Source organism: Pantoea sp. Sc1 (genome assembly GCF_000255315.1).
In the GTDB taxonomy this organism is placed as follows: domain Bacteria; phylum Pseudomonadota; class Gammaproteobacteria; order Enterobacterales; family Enterobacteriaceae; genus Pantoea; species Pantoea anthophila.
This window is the reverse complement of sequence record NZ_AJFP01000001.1, coordinates 3,558,035-3,577,470: the sequence shown is the minus strand read 5'-3', so window position 1 is coordinate 3,577,470 and position 19,436 is coordinate 3,558,035. Positions and strand designations below refer to the sequence as shown.

General features: G+C 60.9%; 12 protein-coding genes. 8 read left to right on the top strand and 4 right to left on the bottom strand.

Features of this window, described 5'->3' with window-relative positions; translation table 11 throughout:
* Positions 1-60 precede the first annotated feature (60 nt).
* Positions 61-489 carry a YhbP family protein gene (locus tag S7A_RS16585; RefSeq protein WP_009092392.1) on the top strand — a complete coding sequence of 143 codons (429 nt, stop codon included), beginning with the start codon at positions 61-63 and terminating at the stop codon, positions 487-489.
* A 33-nt stretch (positions 490-522) separates the two neighbouring features.
* Here S7A_RS16585 and S7A_RS16580 read toward each other — a convergent pair whose 3' ends face one another.
* Complete coding sequence (locus tag S7A_RS16580) at positions 523-1,044, bottom strand: type 1 glutamine amidotransferase domain-containing protein (RefSeq protein WP_009092391.1); 522 nt, start codon at positions 1,042-1,044, stop codon at positions 523-525.
* Positions 1,045-1,190: 146 nt separating this feature from the next.
* On the opposite strand from S7A_RS16580, the gene S7A_RS16575 reads away from it, so the two are divergent.
* Positions 1,191-1,826: an NAD(P)H-binding protein gene (locus tag S7A_RS16575; protein ID WP_009092389.1), complete on the top strand. Its 636-nt coding sequence runs from the start codon at positions 1,191-1,193 to the stop codon at positions 1,824-1,826.
* Here the strand turns inward: S7A_RS16575 and nrdG are convergent.
* From nrdG to galR, 3 genes are all read right to left on the bottom strand, one after another.
* A complete protein-coding gene (nrdG, locus tag S7A_RS16570) occupies positions 1,818-2,285 on the bottom strand; it encodes an anaerobic ribonucleoside-triphosphate reductase-activating protein (RefSeq protein WP_033736424.1) in 468 nt (155 codons plus the stop codon). The genes S7A_RS16575 and nrdG overlap by 9 nt on opposite strands.
* Positions 2,282-4,420 carry an anaerobic ribonucleoside-triphosphate reductase gene (nrdD, locus tag S7A_RS16565; protein ID WP_009092387.1) on the bottom strand — a complete coding sequence of 713 codons (2,139 nt, stop codon included), beginning with the start codon at positions 4,418-4,420 and terminating at the stop codon, positions 2,282-2,284. The genes nrdG and nrdD overlap by 4 nt, the downstream gene beginning before the upstream one ends.
* 211 nt (positions 4,421-4,631) lie before the next feature.
* Entirely contained in the window at positions 4,632-5,633 is a 1,002-nt protein-coding gene (gene galR / locus S7A_RS16560; protein ID WP_009092386.1) for an HTH-type transcriptional regulator GalR, read from the bottom strand.
* Positions 5,634-5,823: 190 nt separating this feature from the next.
* Between galR and S7A_RS16555 the strand changes: the two genes are divergently transcribed.
* From S7A_RS16555 to S7A_RS16530, 6 genes are all read left to right on the top strand, one after another.
* Positions 5,824-8,097, top strand: a complete 2,274-nt coding sequence (locus S7A_RS16555) for a molybdopterin guanine dinucleotide-containing S/N-oxide reductase (RefSeq protein WP_009092385.1) — start codon at positions 5,824-5,826, stop codon at positions 8,095-8,097.
* A gap of 277 nt (positions 8,098-8,374) precedes the next feature.
* On the top strand, positions 8,375-10,114 hold the full coding sequence (locus S7A_RS16550) for a penicillin-binding transpeptidase domain-containing protein (RefSeq protein ID WP_009092384.1): 1,740 nt from the start codon (positions 8,375-8,377) through the stop codon (positions 10,112-10,114).
* Positions 10,115-10,528: 414 nt separating this feature from the next.
* Entirely contained in the window at positions 10,529-11,716 is a 1,188-nt protein-coding gene (locus S7A_RS16545; protein WP_033736423.1) for an efflux RND transporter periplasmic adaptor subunit, read from the top strand.
* On the top strand, positions 11,713-14,907 hold the full coding sequence (locus tag S7A_RS16540) for an efflux RND transporter permease subunit (RefSeq protein ID WP_009092380.1): 3,195 nt from the start codon (positions 11,713-11,715) through the stop codon (positions 14,905-14,907). The genes S7A_RS16545 and S7A_RS16540 overlap by 4 nt, the downstream gene beginning before the upstream one ends.
* Entirely contained in the window at positions 14,904-18,005 is a 3,102-nt protein-coding gene (locus tag S7A_RS16535; protein WP_009092379.1) for an efflux RND transporter permease subunit, read from the top strand. The genes S7A_RS16540 and S7A_RS16535 overlap by 4 nt, the downstream gene beginning before the upstream one ends.
* A 2-nt stretch (positions 18,006-18,007) precedes the next feature.
* Complete coding sequence (locus S7A_RS16530) at positions 18,008-19,393, top strand: efflux transporter outer membrane subunit (RefSeq protein WP_009092377.1); 1,386 nt, start codon at positions 18,008-18,010, stop codon at positions 19,391-19,393.
* The last annotated feature ends 43 nt before the right edge of the window (positions 19,394-19,436 follow it).

Below are 19,436 nucleotides of genomic sequence, written 5' to 3'. Positions count from 1 at the left end.
AAAAAAGGTGCCGGGCAGTGTAGCGCGCTTCACGCTCCGGTGCATCGCCAGGAGTTTACCTTGTCCGATCACGCCCATCTGGTTCGCTATCTCCGAAAGCAACATGTGCTTTCTCTCTGCTCTGCCGACGACGATCAACTCTGGTGCGCCAACTGCTACTACGTCTTCGATGAAGCGCGCATGGTGTTCTGGATTATGACCGAGCCCGACACCCGTCACGGGGCGTTGATGCTGAAGAATCCGCAGGTCGCGGGCACCGTCAATGGCCAGCCCAGAAGCGTGCTGCTGATAAAAGGGGTGCAGTATCGGGGCCGGATTGTGCGGCTGGAGGAGGAAACGGAGAATGCCGCCAGAGCCGCCTATCAGAAACGGTTTCCGGTGTCGCGCAAAGTCTCAGCACCGCTGTGGGAGATTCAGCTTGATGAGGTGAAGATGACCGACAATGCGCTGGGATTTGGTAAGAAGATCAGCTGGCTGCGGGAAAGCTGAAACGCCCTTTTCAGCGAAAAGGGCGCAACGGATTTACAGCGCTTCGAGGATACGCAGAGATTCGCGATTGAAGGCGGGTAAATCGGCCGGGGTGCGGCTGGTCACCAGCTTATCGCCGTCAACCACCACTTCCTTATCATGGAAGTCGGCACCGGCGTTGATCAGGTCGATGGCAACGGCTTTTACGGTGGTCATCTTGCGACCACGCACGCCGTTGGCGCTGATCAGCAGCTGGGGGCCGTGGCAGATAGCAAAGATAGGCTTACCGCTGGCGACGAACTCTTTGGTGAAGGCGACAAAGCGGTCATCGCCACGCAGCGAATCCGGCGAGTGACCGCCTGGCAGCAGCAGCGCATCAAACTCAGCCGGGCTGACGTCGTCAATGCTGCGATCGATGGTCACTTCGGCTTCGCCTTTTTTGCCTTTTACGACATTTCCGGCCTGGTTCTCAATGGTCACTACCTCAAACCCGGCGCGTTTGTAGACCTCAGCAGGTGACGTAAATTCTGAGTCTTCAAATTCATCGGTAATCAAAACCGCAACTTTCTTGCTCATTTTGTTTCCTCCTTAAAGCAGTGGAGCGCGAGGCGCGCTTTCCGGATCAGGATTTAAGCCTGGTCGCTATGGGCGAGAACGCAAGCCAGACCGTTAAGATCAGCTATCTTTTAAGCTGTCAGCAGTGAAATAAGGATGAATCTGAGATGAATCGCGTATTACTGACCGGAGCCACCGGCTTAGTCGGGTCGCATCTGCTGCGCTTACTGATTGAGGATCCGCGCGTCGATGAGATCATCGCGCCAACCCGTCGTCCGCTGCCTGTCCTGCGTAAGGTCGTCAACCCGGTGGAGGCCGACCTGACCGATGTACTCGGGCCGTTGCACTCTTCGCTGGATACGGTGTTCTGCTGTCTGGGCACCACGCGCCGGCAGGCGGGCAGCAAAGCGGCGTTTATTCACGTCGATTACACCCTGGTGGTGGACAGCGGATTGAGCGGACTGCGGCTGGGGGCAAAACAGATGCTGGTGGTGAGTGCCCATGGTGCCAGCCGTCACTCACCTTTCCTGTACAGTCGCGTGAAAGGCGAAATGGAAAACGCATTGCGCCATCAGGGCTGGCCGCACCTGACGCTGGTACGGCCTTCGTTACTGCTGGGCGATCGGGCGCAGACGCGTCCGGGGGAACGCCTGATGGCCCCGCTCTTTTCTCTGCTGCCGGGTCACTGGCGGGCGGTGAGCGCACGTGACGTGGCCCGCTGTCTGCATCAGCAGGCGTTCACGCCGGCGGGCGAAAGCGTCACTATCATTGAGTCGGGCGACATCCCGCGTCACTCAGCGTAGCTGCCAGAGGATCTGATTGCGGCTGCCGCGCCAGGGCAGCGAGGCATCCTTCTCCTCTTCGACAAAACGGCCATCAATCAGCACGTCGAGATAGATCAGCACGGCGCGCTGCGCGGCATTCAGTTCCTGCATCCGGTAACCGGTCCAGAGCCAGATATCTTTACCGGGACAGCTCTGGCGCACCCGCCTCACCAGACGGCGAATGTGCGGCACGTTGTGCGGATGCAGCGGATCGCCGCCGCTCAGCGACAATCCCTGACGCGGAATGCGCGTGTCCTGCAAATCCGCCAGCAGCTGCTCCTCCATCGCCAGCGTGAAAGGCACGCCCGAGTCGGTTCGCCAGGTACTCTGGTTGTAGCAGCCACGACACTGATGTTCACAACCGGCGACAAACAGCGTGCAGCGGGTGCCGGGGCCATTAACGATATCCACATCGTAGTAGCGATGGATATGCATCATCCCAGCGGTCCTTCTGCCAGATGTTTCACCCGGCGCTGAACTTCCTGCTGTTTTCCGGCGTTAAAGGGCCGCGCATCCGGGCTGCCAAGATAACCGCAGACCCGCCGGGTGACGGAGACGCGCGCCGGATCGTGGTTGCCGCACTGCGGACAGGTAAAGCCGCGGCTGGTACAGGTAAACTCACCGTTGAAGCCGCAGTCGTAGCACTCATCAATCGGGGTGTTGGTGCCGTAGTAGGGCACGCGGTCGTAGCTGTAGTCCCAGACATCCTCCAGCGCCCTGAGGTTGTGCTGCACGTTCGGGTATTCGCCGTAACAGATGAATCCGCCATTCGCCAGCGGTGGATAGGGCGCTTCAAAGTCGATTTTATCGTAGGGATTCACCTTCTTCTCAACGTCGAGATGGAAGCTGTTGGTGTAGTAGCCCTTGTCCGTCACGCCCGCCACCAGACCAAACTGCGCCGCGTCCAGACGGCAGAAGCGGTCACAGAGATTCTCACTCGGCGTGCTGTAGAGGCTGAAGCCGTAATGGGTTTCGGCTTTCCAGCGATCGGTGGCAGCGCGCAGATAGGCGATGATCTCCACCCCTTTCGCGCGCAGCGCCGCGTCATCATAGGGGTGCTTCTGGCCGCCGCTGAGGGCATTCAGGGTTTCATGCAGGCCGATATAGCCCAGCGACAGGGAGGCGCGGCCATTGCGGAAAATCGGCCCCACCTCATCATCGGCGTTGAGCCGGACACCGCAGGCCCCTTCCATGTAGAGGATGGGGGCCACGCGCGCTTTGGTTTTCTCCAGCCGCGCCACCCGCGTCATCAGCGCCCGCTTCGCCAGCAGCAGACGCGCATCCAGCAGTTGCCAGAAGCGCGCTTCATCGCCGCCCGCTTCCAGCGCGATGCGCGGCAGATTGAGGCTGATCACCCCGATATTGTTGCGGCCCTCATGGATCTGTTCGCCGTTCTCTTCGTAGACGCCAAGAAAACTGCGGCAGCCCATCGGGGTTTTAAACGAGCCGGTGACTTTCACCACCTGATCGTAGTTGAGGATGTCGGGATACATCCGCTTGCTGGCACACTCCAGCGCCAGCTGTTTGATGTCATAGTTAACGTCGCCTGCACGCCGGTTAACGCCTTCGCGAATGGTGAACACCAGTTTGGGAAAGACGGCGGTTTTACGGTTTTTACCGAGTCCGGCCAGGCGGTTGCGCAGAATCGACTGCTGGATCAGGCGGGCTGCCCAGTCCGTTCCCAGACCAAAACCAAAGGTGACAAACGGAGTCTGTCCGTTGGCGGTGTGCAGGGTATTCACCTCATACTCCAGCGACTGAAAGGCGTCATAGCACTCTTTGTCGGTGCGCTGGCGCGCATACGCTTCTGCCTGCGGGATCTGCCACTGTTCCGCGATCGCCAGATGCCGGGCATAGCTCTGCTTAACAAACGGCGCCAGCACCTCATCGATGCGATTGATGGTGGTGCCGCCGTAAATGTGGCTGGCGACCTGCGCGATGATCTGGGCCGTCACGGCGGTGGCGGTGGCGATCGATTTGGGCGGCTCGATCTCGGCATTGCCCATTTTGAAACCGTTGGTCAGCATGCCTTTAAGATCGATCAGCATGCAGTTGAACATGGGAAAGAAGGGCGAGTAGTCGAGATCGTGGTAGTGGATCTCGCCGCGCTCGTGCGCCAGCACCACATCGCGCGGCAGGATCTGCTGCTGCGCATAGTGCTTCGCCACGATCCCGGCCAGCAGGTCGCGCTGCGTCGGGATCACTTTGCTGTCTTTGTTGGCATTCTCATTCAGCAGCGCGGCGTTGGTCTGATCGACCAGCCCGCGAATGGCGTGATGCAACTGGCTCTGCCGATCGCGGGCCACATCGCGATCGTGACGGTATTCAATATAGGCGCGAGCCAGTTGCGGCCAGGGGCCCGCCATCAGCGTCTCTTCGACCGCGCACTGAATCTCACCGATATCCACTTCCGGACGATTGGCCAGCTGCGCCGCGACGCGCTCAGCGACCTGCGCGCACCAGGCGCTGTCATCGACCTTTACGGCCCGTGCCGCCGCCAACACCGCATGCTCAATACGCTGCGCATCGAAGCCTGTCCGGCACCCATCACGTTTGATTACCACCGTCGCCATTTTTCTCTCCATGAACCACATATTGGGGTTCTGAGAATTCTATTCCCTACATGTAGTGATTTCCGGAAATTAATGCGCGCGGTTTTGACCTGAAACAAAGAAGGCTCTACATAGTGGATCGTGCTGGCGGGTATAAAAAGAGAGGGCAGGTTATCGTCTGGTGCGGGGGAGCGGCGGGGAGCGCGGATGCGCCGGACCCGCCGCCGTGACGTCAGGCGGGGCCGCTTACCGAATGGCGGCGCACCAGCGTCGGGCTGAACATATGGGTGACTTCCGGCAGCGGCTGGTCGTTGGCCAGCGCCAGCGCCAGCTGAGCCGCCTGCTGCGCCATGGTGACAATCGGATAGCGCACGGTAGTGAGGCGCGGACGCACATAGCGCGACACCAGCACATCATCGAAGCCAATCAGCGACATCTCTTCCGGCACGCGCACGCCGTTGTCGCTCAGCACCGCCAGCGCGCCTGCCGCCATGGAGTCGTTGTAGCAGGCGACGGCGGTAAAGTTCCTGCCGCGCCCTAACAGTTCCGTCATCGCCTGCTCACCGCCCACCTCATCCGGTTCGCCCCAGGTGACCAGCCGATCGCTGCAGGGCAGGCCATGCTCCTTCAGCGCATCGTAGTAGCCCTGCAGGCGATCTTCGGCATCAGAGATGGTGTGGGTCGAACAGATAAAAGCGATATTCTGGTGGCCAAGCTGGATGAGATGGCGGGTCGCCAGCCAGGCGCCGTAGCGGTCGTCGAGCGCAATACAGCGCTTTTCAAAACCTTTTATCAGCCGGTTCAGCAGCACCATACCGGGCACCTGCTTCATCAGCACTTCCAGCTCCGCATCGGGAATTTTCTTGGCGTGAACCACCAGCGCCGCACAGCGGTGGCGCATCAGCTGTTCAATTGCCTGCCGCTCTTTTTGCTCATTATGGTAACCGTTACCAATCAGCAGAAAGTTACCGGTGTCGCCTGCGACCTCATCCACGGCTTTCACCATGGCGCCAAAAAAGGGGTCGGAGACGTCGCCCACAATCAGACCCAGCGTTTCGGTCGATTGCTGCGCCAGCGCGCGTGCGTTGGCATTCGGGTGATACTGAAGCTGCTCCATCGCCTGGCCTACGGCCTGTCGGGAGCTGTCGCTGGCTTTGGGAGAATTATTGATTACACGGGAGACTGTGGCGACAGAAACGCCAGCCAGTCGCGCAACATCCTTTATGGTAGCCATGCGTTGACCTGTCCGGGGGAAAACGTTTACACATCGCATCAGTGTTACGGAAAAGGGCAGACACATCAACCCGACAGAATGCCAGCGTCGTCGCAAAAAGGGGCAAAATCGGACCCGCAGGCACATCTTCTGCTGAGAGGCCGCCCCATGTTATGCTCCCTGTCCCCCCTGGCTACCGTGAAAAACAACGATGAAAACCAAAGTGCCACACCTGGCGCACTGGGGCGCCTTTACCGCCGTCACTGAAAACGATCGCCTGACGGGCTGCGAACCTTTCTTCGCCGATGCCGATCCGTCACCGATGATCCACACCATTCCAGAACTGGTCTATTCCGACAAACGCATCCGTCAGCCGATGGTGCGGCGCTCGTGGCTGAAGTCACGCGAAAACAGCGACCGCACGCTGCGTGGCCGCGAAGACTTTGTTGCCGTTGACTGGGAGACCGCGCTGGACCTGGTGGCGGAAGAGAATCGCCGCGTCCGTGAGCGCTACGGTGCCTCAGGCATTTTCAACGGTTCCTACGGCTGGTCATCGGCCGGTCGCGTTAACCACGCCCGCACCCTGGTGCGCCGCTTCTATTTTCAGGGCGGCGGCGGCGTCGATCAGCAGGGCAACTACAGCTGGGGAGCCGCGCAGTTCTTCCTGCCCTATGTGATTGGCACCTACATGCCACTGACCGGCCGCGTGACCGAATGGCCGCAGGTGGTCGAACATGCTGAGATTTTTGTCGCGTTCGGGGGACTGGCGCTGAAAAACGCTCAGGTCGCCTCCGGCGGAGCGGGGCAGCACAGCCTGAAACCGGCGCTGCAGCAGCTGGCGGCCAGAGGCACGCCGGTGATTAACATCAGTCCGATGCGCGATGACTGCCCGGAATTTGTAAACGCCGAGTGGATTCCGATTCGCCCTAATACCGACGTGGCACTGATGCTGGCGCTGGGGTATGAGATCAACCAGCGTGGCGCAGTGGATGAGGCGTTTCTCGCCAGTCACTGCACCGGCTGGCCGCAGCTGCGTGCCTATCTGCTGGGCGAGACGGATGGCGTGGCGAAAACCGCCGGCTGGGCCAGCCGCATTACCGGCATTCCGGCCGATCGTATTGTGCAGCTGGCGCAGCAGCTGATCGGCAAGCGCAGCTTTATGACCTGCTCCTATTCGGTTCAGCGCGCCCATCGCGGCGAGCAGCCTTACTGGATGATGATTGCGCTGTCGTCGATGCTCGGTCAGCCGGGTCTGCCGGGGGCCGGTTTCTCATTTGGTCACGGCTCGATGAACAGCGTCGGTAACCCGCGTCAGGAGGGGCCTGCCCCGATGATGAGCACCGGTCCTAACCCCGCCGGGCTGTCGATTCCGGTGGCCCGGATCAGCGATATGCTGCTCAATCCCGGTCAGCCTTACCGTTTTCAGGGCGAGACGCTGCACTATCCCGACATTCACATGGTGCACTGGGCGGGCGGCAATCCTTTCCATCATCATCAGCAGCTGAACCGGCTGGTGGCGGGCTGGCAGCGGCCCGATACGGTGGTGGTGCAGGATATCGTCTGGACGCCTGCCGCCCGGATGGCGGATATCGTCCTGCCCGCGACCACCACGCTGGAGCGCAACGACATCGGCGGCTCTTCACGCGACCGCTTTGTGCTGGCAATGCATCAGGCGATTAAACCGCAGCATCAGGCGCGTAACGACTTCGATATCTTTGCTGACCTGGCGGAGCGCCTGGGCTACCGCGACACCTTCACCGAAGGGCGCAACGAGATGCAGTGGATTGCGCATCTCTATCAGCAGTGCGCCACGGCACATCAGCGTAAAGGGATCGATTTTCCGGAATTTGATGAGTTCTGGCAGCGCGGATTTGTGGAAATCCCCGAAGGCGGCAAGCCTTATCAGTTTATGGAGGATTTCCGGGCCGATCCGCAGGCGAATCCGATTAAAACGGCCAGCGGCAAAATCGAGCTGTTCAGCCAGACCATTGCGGATTATGAGCTGGACGATTTCGCCGGGCATCCGGAGTGGCGTGAGCCGCAGGAGTGGCTGGGATCGCCGGTCAGCCGCGACTATCCGCTGCACATGATCTCCATTCAGCCTGCCGACCGGCTGCACAGTCAGCTGGACGCCACCGATACGGTGCAGGGGAATAAAACCGCCGGCCACGAAACGCTTTACATGCATCCGCAGGATGCGGCGGCACGCGGGCTGGCAGAGGGCGATGAGATCGAGGTGAGCAACGCTCGCGGGGTGATGCTGGCGGGTGTGCGGATCACCGACGGGGTCACGCCGGGCGTGGTGATCATCGCCACCGGAGCCTGGTTTGATCCTGGCTTTGGCCAGGCGTGGCAGCCTTACGATCGCGCAGGGAACCCTAACGTTCTTACGCTCGACATCGGCACCTCGTCGCTGACCCAGGGGCCAAACGCCATGAGTTGCCTGGTGGAAATCAAAAAACATCAGGATTGCAGAATAGCGTAAAGATCTCATGGCTGGTTACATTTTGCCGGTAACTGTTGCGTTTGAGTGATGGCAGCCGATCAATCACCCTTGCTACAGTCAGGGTCCCAGAGGTATTGATGGGTGAACATCAATAGATTTTCTTGATTACACCAACCTGCGCAGATGCGCAGGTTTTTTTTTGCCGCCAACCGGTGTCCGATAACGAACTGATACACAGTTTTCCTGTTATCCGGACCGCGCTTTCTTTATAACTGCTGGCTTAGCCCCTTTTCTTTATTTTGCGCAGCGGAACGCCATGCCCCGGATTAAAAAACTACTGGGAAAAGACCAGATAAAAGCCCCCTTTAACCCTTTCCGATTCCGGCTGATCTGCCTGGGTGTGATGACCTGTCTGGTGGTGCTGCTGGCGCGCGTCGCGGACCTGCAGTTCCTGAATCAGCCGATGCTGGAGCACGAAGCGGATCAGCGATCGCTGCGAACCGTCACGCTGCCTACCAGTCGCGGCACCCTGCTGGATCGTAACGGCGAAGCCCTGGCGCTCAGCGTGCCGTCGCGTGATGTGATCGCCGATCCGCAGCGCGTGCTGGAGAGCAACCCCGATTTTACCAGTGCCAAATGGGCCTACCTTGCCGCGGCGCTCAACACCCGTCCCGAAGTGCTGGCCGCGCAGATCACCGCCAACCCGAAACGCCGCTTTCTCTACCTGGGGCGCAAAATCGAACTGGGGATCGCCAAAGATATTAAAGAGCTGAAGCTGAAGGGGATCAGCGAAGTCTATGATGACAGCCGCTTCTATCCGATGAGCGAAGCCTCTGCGCCGCTCATCGGCATCGTCGGGGCCGATAACGTCGGTCTGAACGGGCTGGAAAAAGGCTTTGATAAGGTGCTGCAGGGCGAGCCGGGCAAAGAGGTCTATCGCCAGGATGCGGCGGGCAACATTATCTCGATGATTAACTATCAGCCGCCAACGCAGCCGCCAACGGTGCAGCTCAGCATCGACAAATACGATCAGTACACCCTCTACAGCAAACTGCGCGACGGCGTGCTGCTCAACAAGGCGGATTCCGGCGCCGCCGTGCTGGTGAAGATCGACACCGGCGAGATTCTGGCGATGGCCTCCTATCCGTCGTTCAACCCCAACAACTATGAAGGGGCCACGCCGGCGCAGATGCGTAACTCGGCTATCAACGACAGCTACGAACCGGGGTCGACCGTCAAACCGTTAGTGGTCATGGAGGCGCTGGAGCGCCATCTGGTGCGGCCCGACTCGGTGATCGACACCACGCCTTATCGGGTTAACGGGCACCTGATCCGCGACGTCGGCCACTGGCCGCGCCTGACCATGACCGGCATCCTGCAGAAGTCGAGTGACATCGGCGTCTCGCATATGGCGCTGGCGATGCCCGCCGAAGCGCTGGTCAACACCTACCATGCGTTCGGACTGGGTAAACCGACCGGCTTAGGCCTGACCGGCGAAAGTGTGGGCTACTTCCCGCTGCATCGCGCCCGCTGGGCCGATATCGAACGCGCCACCTTCTCGTTCGGGTATGGTCTGCGCGTCACGCCGCTGCAGATTGCCCGTGAATATGCCACGCTCGGCTCCTATGGTGTCTACCGTCCGCTGTCGATCACCCGCGTGACGCCGCCGGTTCTGGGCAAACAGGTCGCGAATCCGGAAACGGTCAAAGAGGTGGTCCATATGCTGGAGAGCGACGTGCTGCCGGGCGGCACCGGGGTGAAGGCGGCGGTGCCGGGCTACCGGCTGGCAACCAAAACCGGTACGGCGGAAAAGATGGGCACCAGCGGCAAATATGATGGCGGCTACGTCAACTACACCGCCGGTCTCGCGCCCGCCAGTCATCCTGAAGTGGCGCTGGTAGTGATGATTAACCATCCGACGGCGGGCGATCACTTCGGTGGCTCAGTGGCCGCTCCGGTGTTCGGCAACATCATGGGGCCGGTGCTGAAGCACATGAACATCGCGCCGGACGCAATCTACAGCAAGCCGGTCACCGGCGCTTCAGATAAATCCTAGAAAAATCAGAGTGTAAGCGCGGGGTGGCTAATTTTCACACCTCGTTGCACTTCCCCGAATTCGGTTGCGTTTTCACGCTGTCACCGCAGGGCAAATCAGTGCGACGATAGCGATCCCAGAGGTATTGATGGGTGTGAAAACAACACCGCTTCGGCGGTGAGACCCTGTTATTACACCAACCCACGCAGAAGCGTGGGTTTTTTTTGCCTGCATGCGGCCAGGGAGAGCGTAAAAACGCCTGCTAATCCTCATCGTTCTTAACGAAACCCTGACAGTTTGCCAATGGAAAGGCGCGTCACCTTTCACGGATAATAGCTCCCCTGAAATCGGGCAGTTCACGCTTAACTGCCGTTTCTCCATGCCGCATTCCGCACATTCCGGGATTTCTTTTTTGCTTAGCTGAAGAGTTTAACGATGACTCACTTTTCTCGCCCGGCGCGTACTTCCGGGCTTAAGTGGCTGCTTTTGTTGCTGGTGGCCACGATAGTGGCTGGCATTCTCTGGCGTCTGCTCTTATCGGGTTCCGGGAATAAACCGGGTGCGCACGGCACGATGGGGGGAGGTGCAACCCTGGTCCACAGCGGGGTTGCCAGTAAGGCCGATGTGCCCGTGTGGCTGGATGCGCTGGGCACGGTGATCCCCAGCGCCAGCGTGACGGTCACCAGCCGCGTTGATGGCCAGCTTGAGCAGATTTTCTTTACCGAAGGGCAGAAGGTCAGCGCCGGACAGCTGCTGGCCCAGATCGACCCACGCAGCTTTCAGGCAACGCTTAACCAGTATCAGGGTGAACTCAGCGAAAACCAGGCGCTGCTGAAAAGCGCCGAGCTGACGCTCGCGCGCTACCGCAAACTGGCGGCACAGGATGCGCTGGCGCGCCAGGATCTCGACAGTCAGATTGCCACCGTCGGACAGTATCGCGGCGCGGTCGCCGCCGATCAGGCACAGATCGCCAGCGCCAGGCTGAGCATTGAATATGCCCGGATTACCGCCCCGATTAGCGGGCGCGTCGGTCTGCGTCAGGTCGATCCCGGCAACATGGTGCAGAGCTCCAGCAGCACCGGTCTGGTGACCATCACTCAGATGCAGCCCGCCGCCGTCACCTTCAGCGTGCCACAAAGCAACCTCCCGGCGCTGGTCAGCGTGCTGCATCAGGGGCAGAGCCTGCCCGCCACGCTGTTCGATCAGGACAACCAGCACCAGCTCGCCAGCGGCGAAGTAAAGTTCATCAGCAACCAGATCGACACGGCTACCGGCACCGTGGCGCTGAAAGCGGTGTTTGCCAACCAGGATGAAGCGCTGTTTGCTAACCAGTTTGTGAATATCAGGCTGCAGACCCGGATGCTCAAAGGCGCGACGGTGATCCCGGCGCAGGCGCTGCAGTTGAGCAGCGACGGCAGCTTTGTCTTTGTGATCAATCAGGATCACACCGTCACGCGCAAAGCGGTCACCACCGGCCCCGCGTTCGGCGACGACCAGCAGGCGATCCTCAGCGGTGTCTCGCCGGGGGATCGGCTGGTGACTGAAGGGATCGATCGTCTGACCAGCGGCAGCAAGGTCACGCTGGCCGATGAGACGCCTGCTGCCGGTGCTGTGTCAAAATGAACCCGTCTCGCCTGTTTATTCTGCGTCCGGTCGCCACCATTCTGCTGATGGTCGGCGTGCTGATTGCGGGCATCTTTGCCTATAAATTCCTGTCGACCTCGGCGCTGCCGCAGGTCGACTATCCGACTATTCAGGTCACTACGCTCTATCCGGGTGCCAGCCCGGATGTGATGGCGTCATCGGTCACCTCACCGCTGGAGCGCCAGTTAGGACAGATGGCGGGTCTGAGCCAGATGAGCTCCACCAGCGCCAGCGGCTCGTCGATCATTACCCTGAAGTTCAGCCTGGATCTGTCGCTGGATGTCGCCGAGCAGGAGGTACAGGCGGCCATCAACGCGGCAAATAACCTGCTGCCCGACGATCTGCCCAATCCGCCGACCTACAAAAAGGTTAACCCGGCGGACAGCGCGGTGGTGACGCTGGCAGCCAGCTCCGGCACGCTGCCGCTGACCGAGGTGCAGGACCTGGTGAATACCCGGGTGGCGCTGAAACTGTCGCAGATTTCCGGCGTCGGAATGGTGACGCTGGCGGGCGGTCATCAGCCCGCCATTCGGGTGCAGATGAATCCGCAGGCGCTGGCGGCGCATCATCTGACACTGGAGGCGGTGAATACGCTGATCGGCAACAGCAACGTCAATGGCTCTAAAGGCGGCTTTGATGGCAAATATCATTCGGTCACCATCGACGCTAACGATCAGCTGCGTACCGCCGAAGAGTACGGCAACCTGATCCTCACTTATGAGAACGGTGCGGCGCTGCGCCTGAAAGATATCGCCCATATCGAACAGGGGCCAGAGAACAGCTTCCAGTCCGCATGGGCTAACAACCAGCCTGCGATTGTCATCAGCGTGCAGCGCCAGCCGGGTGCGAACGTGATTCAGGTGGTGGACAACATCAAGGCACAGCTCCCCGCACTGCAGGCCGCGCTGCCGGACGGGGTGAAGATGACGATTCTCTCCGACCGCACTCAGACCATTCGCGCCTCAATCAGCGACGTACAGTTTGAGCTGATGCTGTCGATTGCGCTGGTGGTGATGGTGACCTTCCTGTTCCTGCGCAACGTGGCCGCCACGCTGATCCCCAGCGTGGCGGTGCCGCTGTCGCTGGTCGGCACCTTTGGCGTGATGTATCTGGCGGGCTTCAGCCTGAATAATCTGTCGCTGATGGCGCTGACCATTGCTACCGGTTTTGTCATTGATGACGCCATCGTGGTGGTGGAGAACATTTCGCGCAGGCTGGAGCAGGGCGAGTCGCCGATGGAGGCGGCGCTGAAAGGCTCACAGCAGATTGGCTTCACCATCATCTCGCTGACCTTTTCACTGATTGCGGTGCTGATCCCGCTGCTGTTTATGGGCGATGTGGTTGGGCGGCTGTTCCGGGAGTTTGCGATTACGCTGGCGGTGGCCATCCTGGTGTCAATGGGGGTGTCGCTGACGCTGACCCCGATGCTGTGCGCGTATCTGCTGCGCCACATTCCGCCAGAGCAGCAGTCTACCTTTGCCCGCAAGGGCGGCGCGCTGTTCGACCGGCTGGTGCGCGGCTATGACCGGCTGCTGACCGTGGTGCTCAATCACCAGAAACTGACGCTGCTGGTGGCGCTGGCGACCTTCGGGCTGACGGCGCTGCTCTATCTGATGGTGCCGAAGGGTTTCTTCCCGACCCAGGATACCGGGCTGATTCAGGGCGTCACCGTCGCCTCACAGGATGTCTCATTTAACGCGATGGCTGAGCGGCAGCAGGCGCTCTCAGCACTGATCCTGAAAAATCCGGCGGTAGAGAGTGTCTCATCGACCATCGGTATCGACGGTACCAACACCAGCCTCAACAGCGGCCGGTTGCAGATCAACCTTAAGCCATTTGGCTCCCGCGATTTCAGCGCCAGCGAGGTGATCAGCCAGCTGAACCAGGCGACCGCCAGCGTGCCGGGTATCCGGCTCTATCTGCAGCCCGCGCAGGATCTCACCGTCAACGACCAGGTCTCGCCGAGTCAGTATCAGTTCACCCTGGACGACGCTGACAGTGAAAATCTGGTCAGCGCCTCGCCGAAACTGGTGGCGGCATTGCAGCAGCGGCCCGAGTTTAATGGCGTGGTAAGTAACCTGCAGGATCAGGGGCGCGTCTCTTACGTGGAGCTGAACCGGGACAAAGCGGCGCGCTTCGGCATTACCGCATCGGACGTGGACACGGCGCTCTATAACGCCTTTGGTCAGCGTCTGGTTTCGACCATTTTTACCCAGTCGAATCAGTATCGGGTAGTGCTGGAAGTGGCGCCGGCCTTCCAGCAAGGGCCGGCGTCGTTTGATGATGTTTATCTGCAGCCGTCCACCAGCAGCAGTTCCACGTCGTCATCCAGCAGCACGACGTCATCAACCACCACATCCTCATCCTCAGCCACGGAGAGCACCACGTCCGGCAGCGGCATGGTAAAACTCACCGCTATCGCCACAATTCATCAGCGTACCGGATCACTGATGCACATGCGGCTGAATCAGTTCCCGGCGGTGATGATCTCCTTCAACCTGAATCCAGGCTACTCGCTGGAGGATGGCCAGCGGGCAATCGCCGACATGCGGCAGCAGCTGCAGCTGCCGGAGAGCACCACGCTGCGTTACCAGGGCGAAACGTCGGCATTCCAGAGCGCCACCGGCAACACGCTGTGGCTGATTCTGGCGGCGCTGATCACCATGTATGTGGTGCTCGGCATCCTCTACGAAAGCTTTATCCATCCGGTCACGATTCTCTCTACTCTGCCGTCGGCGGCGGTGGGCGCGCTGCTGACACTGTTGCTGGCGGGCACGGAGTTCAGCCTGATTGCGCTGATTGGCGTCATCCTGCTGATCGGCATCGTGAAAAAGAACGCCATTATGATGATCGATTTCGCGCTGGAGGCGGAACATCAGCAGCACCTCAGCGCGCGTGAGGCGATTCATCAGGCCTGCCTGCTGCGCTTCCGCCCGATTCTGATGACGACGATGGCGGCGCTGCTCGGCGCGCTGCCGCTGATGCTCGCCTCCGGCTCGGGTGCCGAGCTGCGACAGCCGCTGGGGCTGGTGATTGTCGGCGGGCTGATTGTCAGTCAGGTGCTGACGCTTTTCTCTACGCCGGTCATCTACCTCTGGTTTGACGGGCTGGCGCAGCGCGGCAACGCCTGGGTGAAACGCCGTCAGCAGCAGGCGCGGAGCGGGCAATGAACCTGACACGGCTATTTATCTTTCGTCCCGTGGCGACGCTGCTGCTGACGCTGGCGATCCTGCTGCTCGGTGCGCTGGGTTACCGGCTGCTGCCGGTGGCACCGCTGCCGCAGGTCGATTTCCCGACTATCATGGTCAGCGCCAGCCTGGCGGGGGCCAGCCCGGAGACCATGGCGGCCACCGTCGCGACCCCGCTGGAGCGTTCACTCGGGCAGATTGCCGGTATCAGCGAGATGACCTCCAGCAGCTCGCAGGGCTCCAGCAGCATCATCCTGCAGTTTGAGCTGGACCGCGATATCAATGGCGCGGCGCGCGACGTGCAGGCGGCGATCAACGCGGCGCGCAGCCTGCTGCCGAGCGCCATGGCCTCGCTGCCGACTTATCGCAAAGCTAACCCCTCAGACGCGCCGATTGTGATGCTGGCGCTGACCTCTGCGACCCGCACGCCCGGCGAGCTTTACGATCTGGCGGAGAGCAAAATCGAACAGGCGATGGGGCAGGTACAGGGCGTCGGCGAAGTGTCGCTGATGGGCAGCGCCTTACCCGCGGTGCGGATTGATCTGCAGCCGCTGAAGCTGACCCACTACGGCATCTCGCTGGAGACGGTGCGTGCCGCCGTCGCCGACAGCACCACCAATCTGCCCAAAGGGATCTTACAGGGCAGTGACCAGTCGTGGCTGGTGGACAGCAACGGCCAGCTGGAGAAGGCCGCCAGCTACCGCGATCTGATCATCACCTGGCAGCAGGGCAAAGCGGTGCGGCTGCGTGACGTCGCCACGGTCTATGACTCGGTGGAAGATCGCTATCAGGCGGGATTCCTTAATGCCACGCCTGCGGTGATGATCGGCATTAAACGTCAGGCGGGCGCCAACATGCTCGAAACCATCGACGCAATAAAAGCGCAACTGCCGCGGCTGGAAAAGAGCCTGCCCGCTGACAGCCAGCTGAAGGTGGTCGTTGACCGCTCACCGGGCGTGCGCGCCTCGCTGTATGACACCGAAGAGACGCTGCTGATCGCGGTGTTGCTGGTCATCGCGGTGGTGTTTATTTTCCTGCGCAATCTGCAGGCGGTGATCATTCCGGCACTGGCGCTGCCAGTGTCGCTGATCGGCACCTGTGCGGTGATGTACCTGCTGGGATACAGCCTGGATAACCTGTCGCTGATGGCGCTGATTATCGCCACCGGCTTCGTGGTGGATGATGCGATTGTGGTGCTGGAGAACATCACCCGTCACATTGAGCGCGGGCTGAGTCCGCTGCGGGCGGCGCTGCGCGGGGCGCAGGAGGTGAGTTTTACCGTGCTGTCGATGACCGTATCGCTGATCGCGGTGTTTATCCCGATTCTGCTGATGGGCAGCATTGTCGGGCGACTGTTCCGCGAATTTGCTGTCACACTCACGGTGTCGCTGCTGATCTCGCTGTTTGTCTCGCTCAGCCTGACGCCGATGCTCTGCGCACGCCTGCTGAAACCGAAGCCGCCCGTCAGCCAGCGGCCGCATCCGCTTTATCAGTTTATTGAGAACCAGCTGAGCCGCCTGCTGGCCGCCTACGGACGCGGGCTGGCCTGGGTGATGCGCCATCAGAAACTGACCATGCTCAGCCTGCTGCTGACCGTGCTGCTCAATGTTTTCCTGTTCACCGTTGTGCAGAAGGGCTTTTTCCCGAATCAGGACACCGGGCTGCTGATGGGCGCGCTGCGTGCCGATCAGAACATTTCGTTTCAGGCGATGAAGCCAAAAATGCTGATGTTCACCAAAATCATTCAGGAAGATCCGGCGGTTGAGAGCGTAATGTCGTCGATGGGCAGCGGGATGTTTGGCTCCCGTAACAGCGCCAACTTCTTTGTGCGGCTGAAGGACTTTGACCAGCGTGATGCCACGGCCAGCGAAGTGGCCAACCGGCTGACGCGCAAAACCAGCCACATCGCCGGGGCACAGATGTTCCTGATGGCGGCGCAGGATCTGCACATTGGCGGACGCAGTGCTAACGCGACTTATCAGTACAGCCTGCAGGCGGACGATCTTGATCTGCTGCGGGTCTGGACGCCGAAAGTACAGGCGGCGCTGGCGGCGATCCCCCAGCTCAACAGTGTGGACTCGGACTCGCAGACTGGCGGTCAGGAGGTGGAGCTGACCATTGATCGTGACCGCGCCACACGGCTGGGCGTCAATGTGAAAATGCTCGATACGCTGCTGAACAATGCGTTCAGTCAGCGACAGATCGCCACGCTCTACCACACCCTGAATCAGTATCACGTGGTGATGTCGCTGCAGGATAGCGACACCGCCAATCCGGAGACGCTGCAGCAACTCTATGTGATTAACGACAGCGGTGACCGCGTGCCGCTCTCCGCTTTTGCCCGCTTCAGCGGCGGCAATGCGCCGCTGTCGGTGGCGCATCAGGGCCAGTCCGCCACCAGTACCGTAGCATTCAACCTCAATGAGGGCGTCTCGCTGGAGCAGGCGCAGTTGCTGATTAAACAGGCGATGGCGAAGCTGGGCCTGCCGTCAACCATTCACGCCGGTTTTGCCGGTACCGCCGCTGCCTTTTCCCAGCTGACCGCCACCATGCCGTGGCTGATTCTGGCAGCGCTGGCGGCGGTCTATATCGTGCTCGGCGTGCTCTACGAGAGCTACATCCATCCGCTGACCATTCTTTCAACCCTGCCGTCCGCGGGCGTCGGCGCGCTGTTACTGCTGCTGCTGACCAACACGCAGCTCACGGTGATCGCGCTGATTGGCATCATCCTGCTGATCGGTATCGTGAAAAAGAACGCCATCATGATGATCGATTTTGCTATCGACGCGGAACGGCAGCAGGGTATGTCGCCGCAGCAGGCGATCACTCAGGCGTGTCTGATGCGCTTCCGTCCGATCATGATGACGACGCTGGCCGCCTTCTTCGGCGCGTTGCCGCTGGCGCTGGGCAGCGGCGGTGATGCCGATCTGCGCAGTCCACTGGGGATCGCCATCGCGGGCGGACTGGCGCTCAGCCAGCTGCTGACGCTGTTTACCACCCCGGTGGTTTATCTGTGGCTCGATCGTCTGGGTCGTGCCACTCAACGTCAATGGCGTCGTCTGCGCCATGCGGAATCCTGACCATGAAACCTTTTATCCCGTTTATTGTGCTGCTGCTGGCTGGCTGTAGCGTGGGTCCCGACTATCAGCGCCCGGCGGTGGCGATGCCGGTTCACTATAAAGAGGCCCGGGGCTGGCAGCGGGCGACGCCGCTGGATGCGCAAAGCAAAGGCAAATGGTGGTCGGTCTACCATGACGCCACGCTAGACGGGCTGCTGAGCCAGGTGAGCGTATCGAATCAGAACGTGGCGACTTATGCCGCGCAGTACCGGCAGGCGCAGGCGCTGGCGGCCGAGTCTCGCGCAGCGCTGTTTCCTTCGCTGGGCTATGACGGCAGCGTGACGCGCAGCGGCAGCCATGCCACTGGCAGTAGCGTTCGCACCACCAGCAGCAGCCATCAGGCGGCGCTGAGTGCCAGCTGGGAGCTGGATCTGTGGGGCAAACTGCGGCGCACGCTGGAGGAGGATCGCGCCAGCGCCTCGGCCAGCGCGGCAGAGCTGGCCAATATTACCCTGAGCGCCCAGTCTGAGCTGGCACAGGACTATTTCCAGCTGCGCATCATGGATCAGAAAATCGCGTGCTATCAGCAGAGCGTTGATGCCTATCAGCGCTACCTGAACGTCATTAACAGCCAGTATCAGGCGGGCACCGCATCGCGTGCGACTCTGGCTCAGGCGCAGTTGCAACTGGAGAGCGCCAGCGCCTCGGCGCAGGATTATCAGTGGCAGCGCGCGCAGATGGAACACGCCATTGCGCTGCTGGTCGGCAAAGCCCCCGCTGACTTTACGCTGACCGCCGCGCCGCTGACCGCCACGCTGCCCGCGATTCCGGCAGCCCTGCCGGGCGAGCTGTTGCAGCGCCGTCCTGACATCGCATACGCCGAACGCAATATGGCCGCCGCCAATGCCGCCGTGGGGGTAGCGGTGGCCGGTTACTATCCCGACCTGACCCTGAGCGCCAGCGGGGGTGTCAGCGCTTCGGTGCTGCATTCGCTGTTCTCGCTGCCAAACCGCGTCTGGTCACTGGGGCCAGAGCTGAGCGGCACGCTGTTTGACGCGGGCGCGACCTCTGCCAGGGTCGATCAGGCGCGGGCAGCCTGGGATGCCAGCGTCGCGACCTATCGTCAGACGGTGCTGGCCGCGATGCAGGAGGTGGAAGATAAGCTGGTAGAGCTGAACACGCTACAGGGCGAGGTTGCCGCGCAGCAGCGTGCCACCGACGCGGCGCAGACCTCGGCGCGGGTGACGCGTCTGCAGTATGAGGCGGGCATGATTAACTACCTGGATGTGGCGACCACAGAGAACAGCAGCCTGAGTGCCCAGCAGAGTTTGCTGACGCTGCAGAGCACGCAGTGGGTCAGCAGTGTGGCGCTGATTGCCGCCCTCGGCGGCGGCTGGCAGGCACCCTGATGCGGTGTCGGTGTGGCGATAATTCTGTTGTCGAACTGCCTCA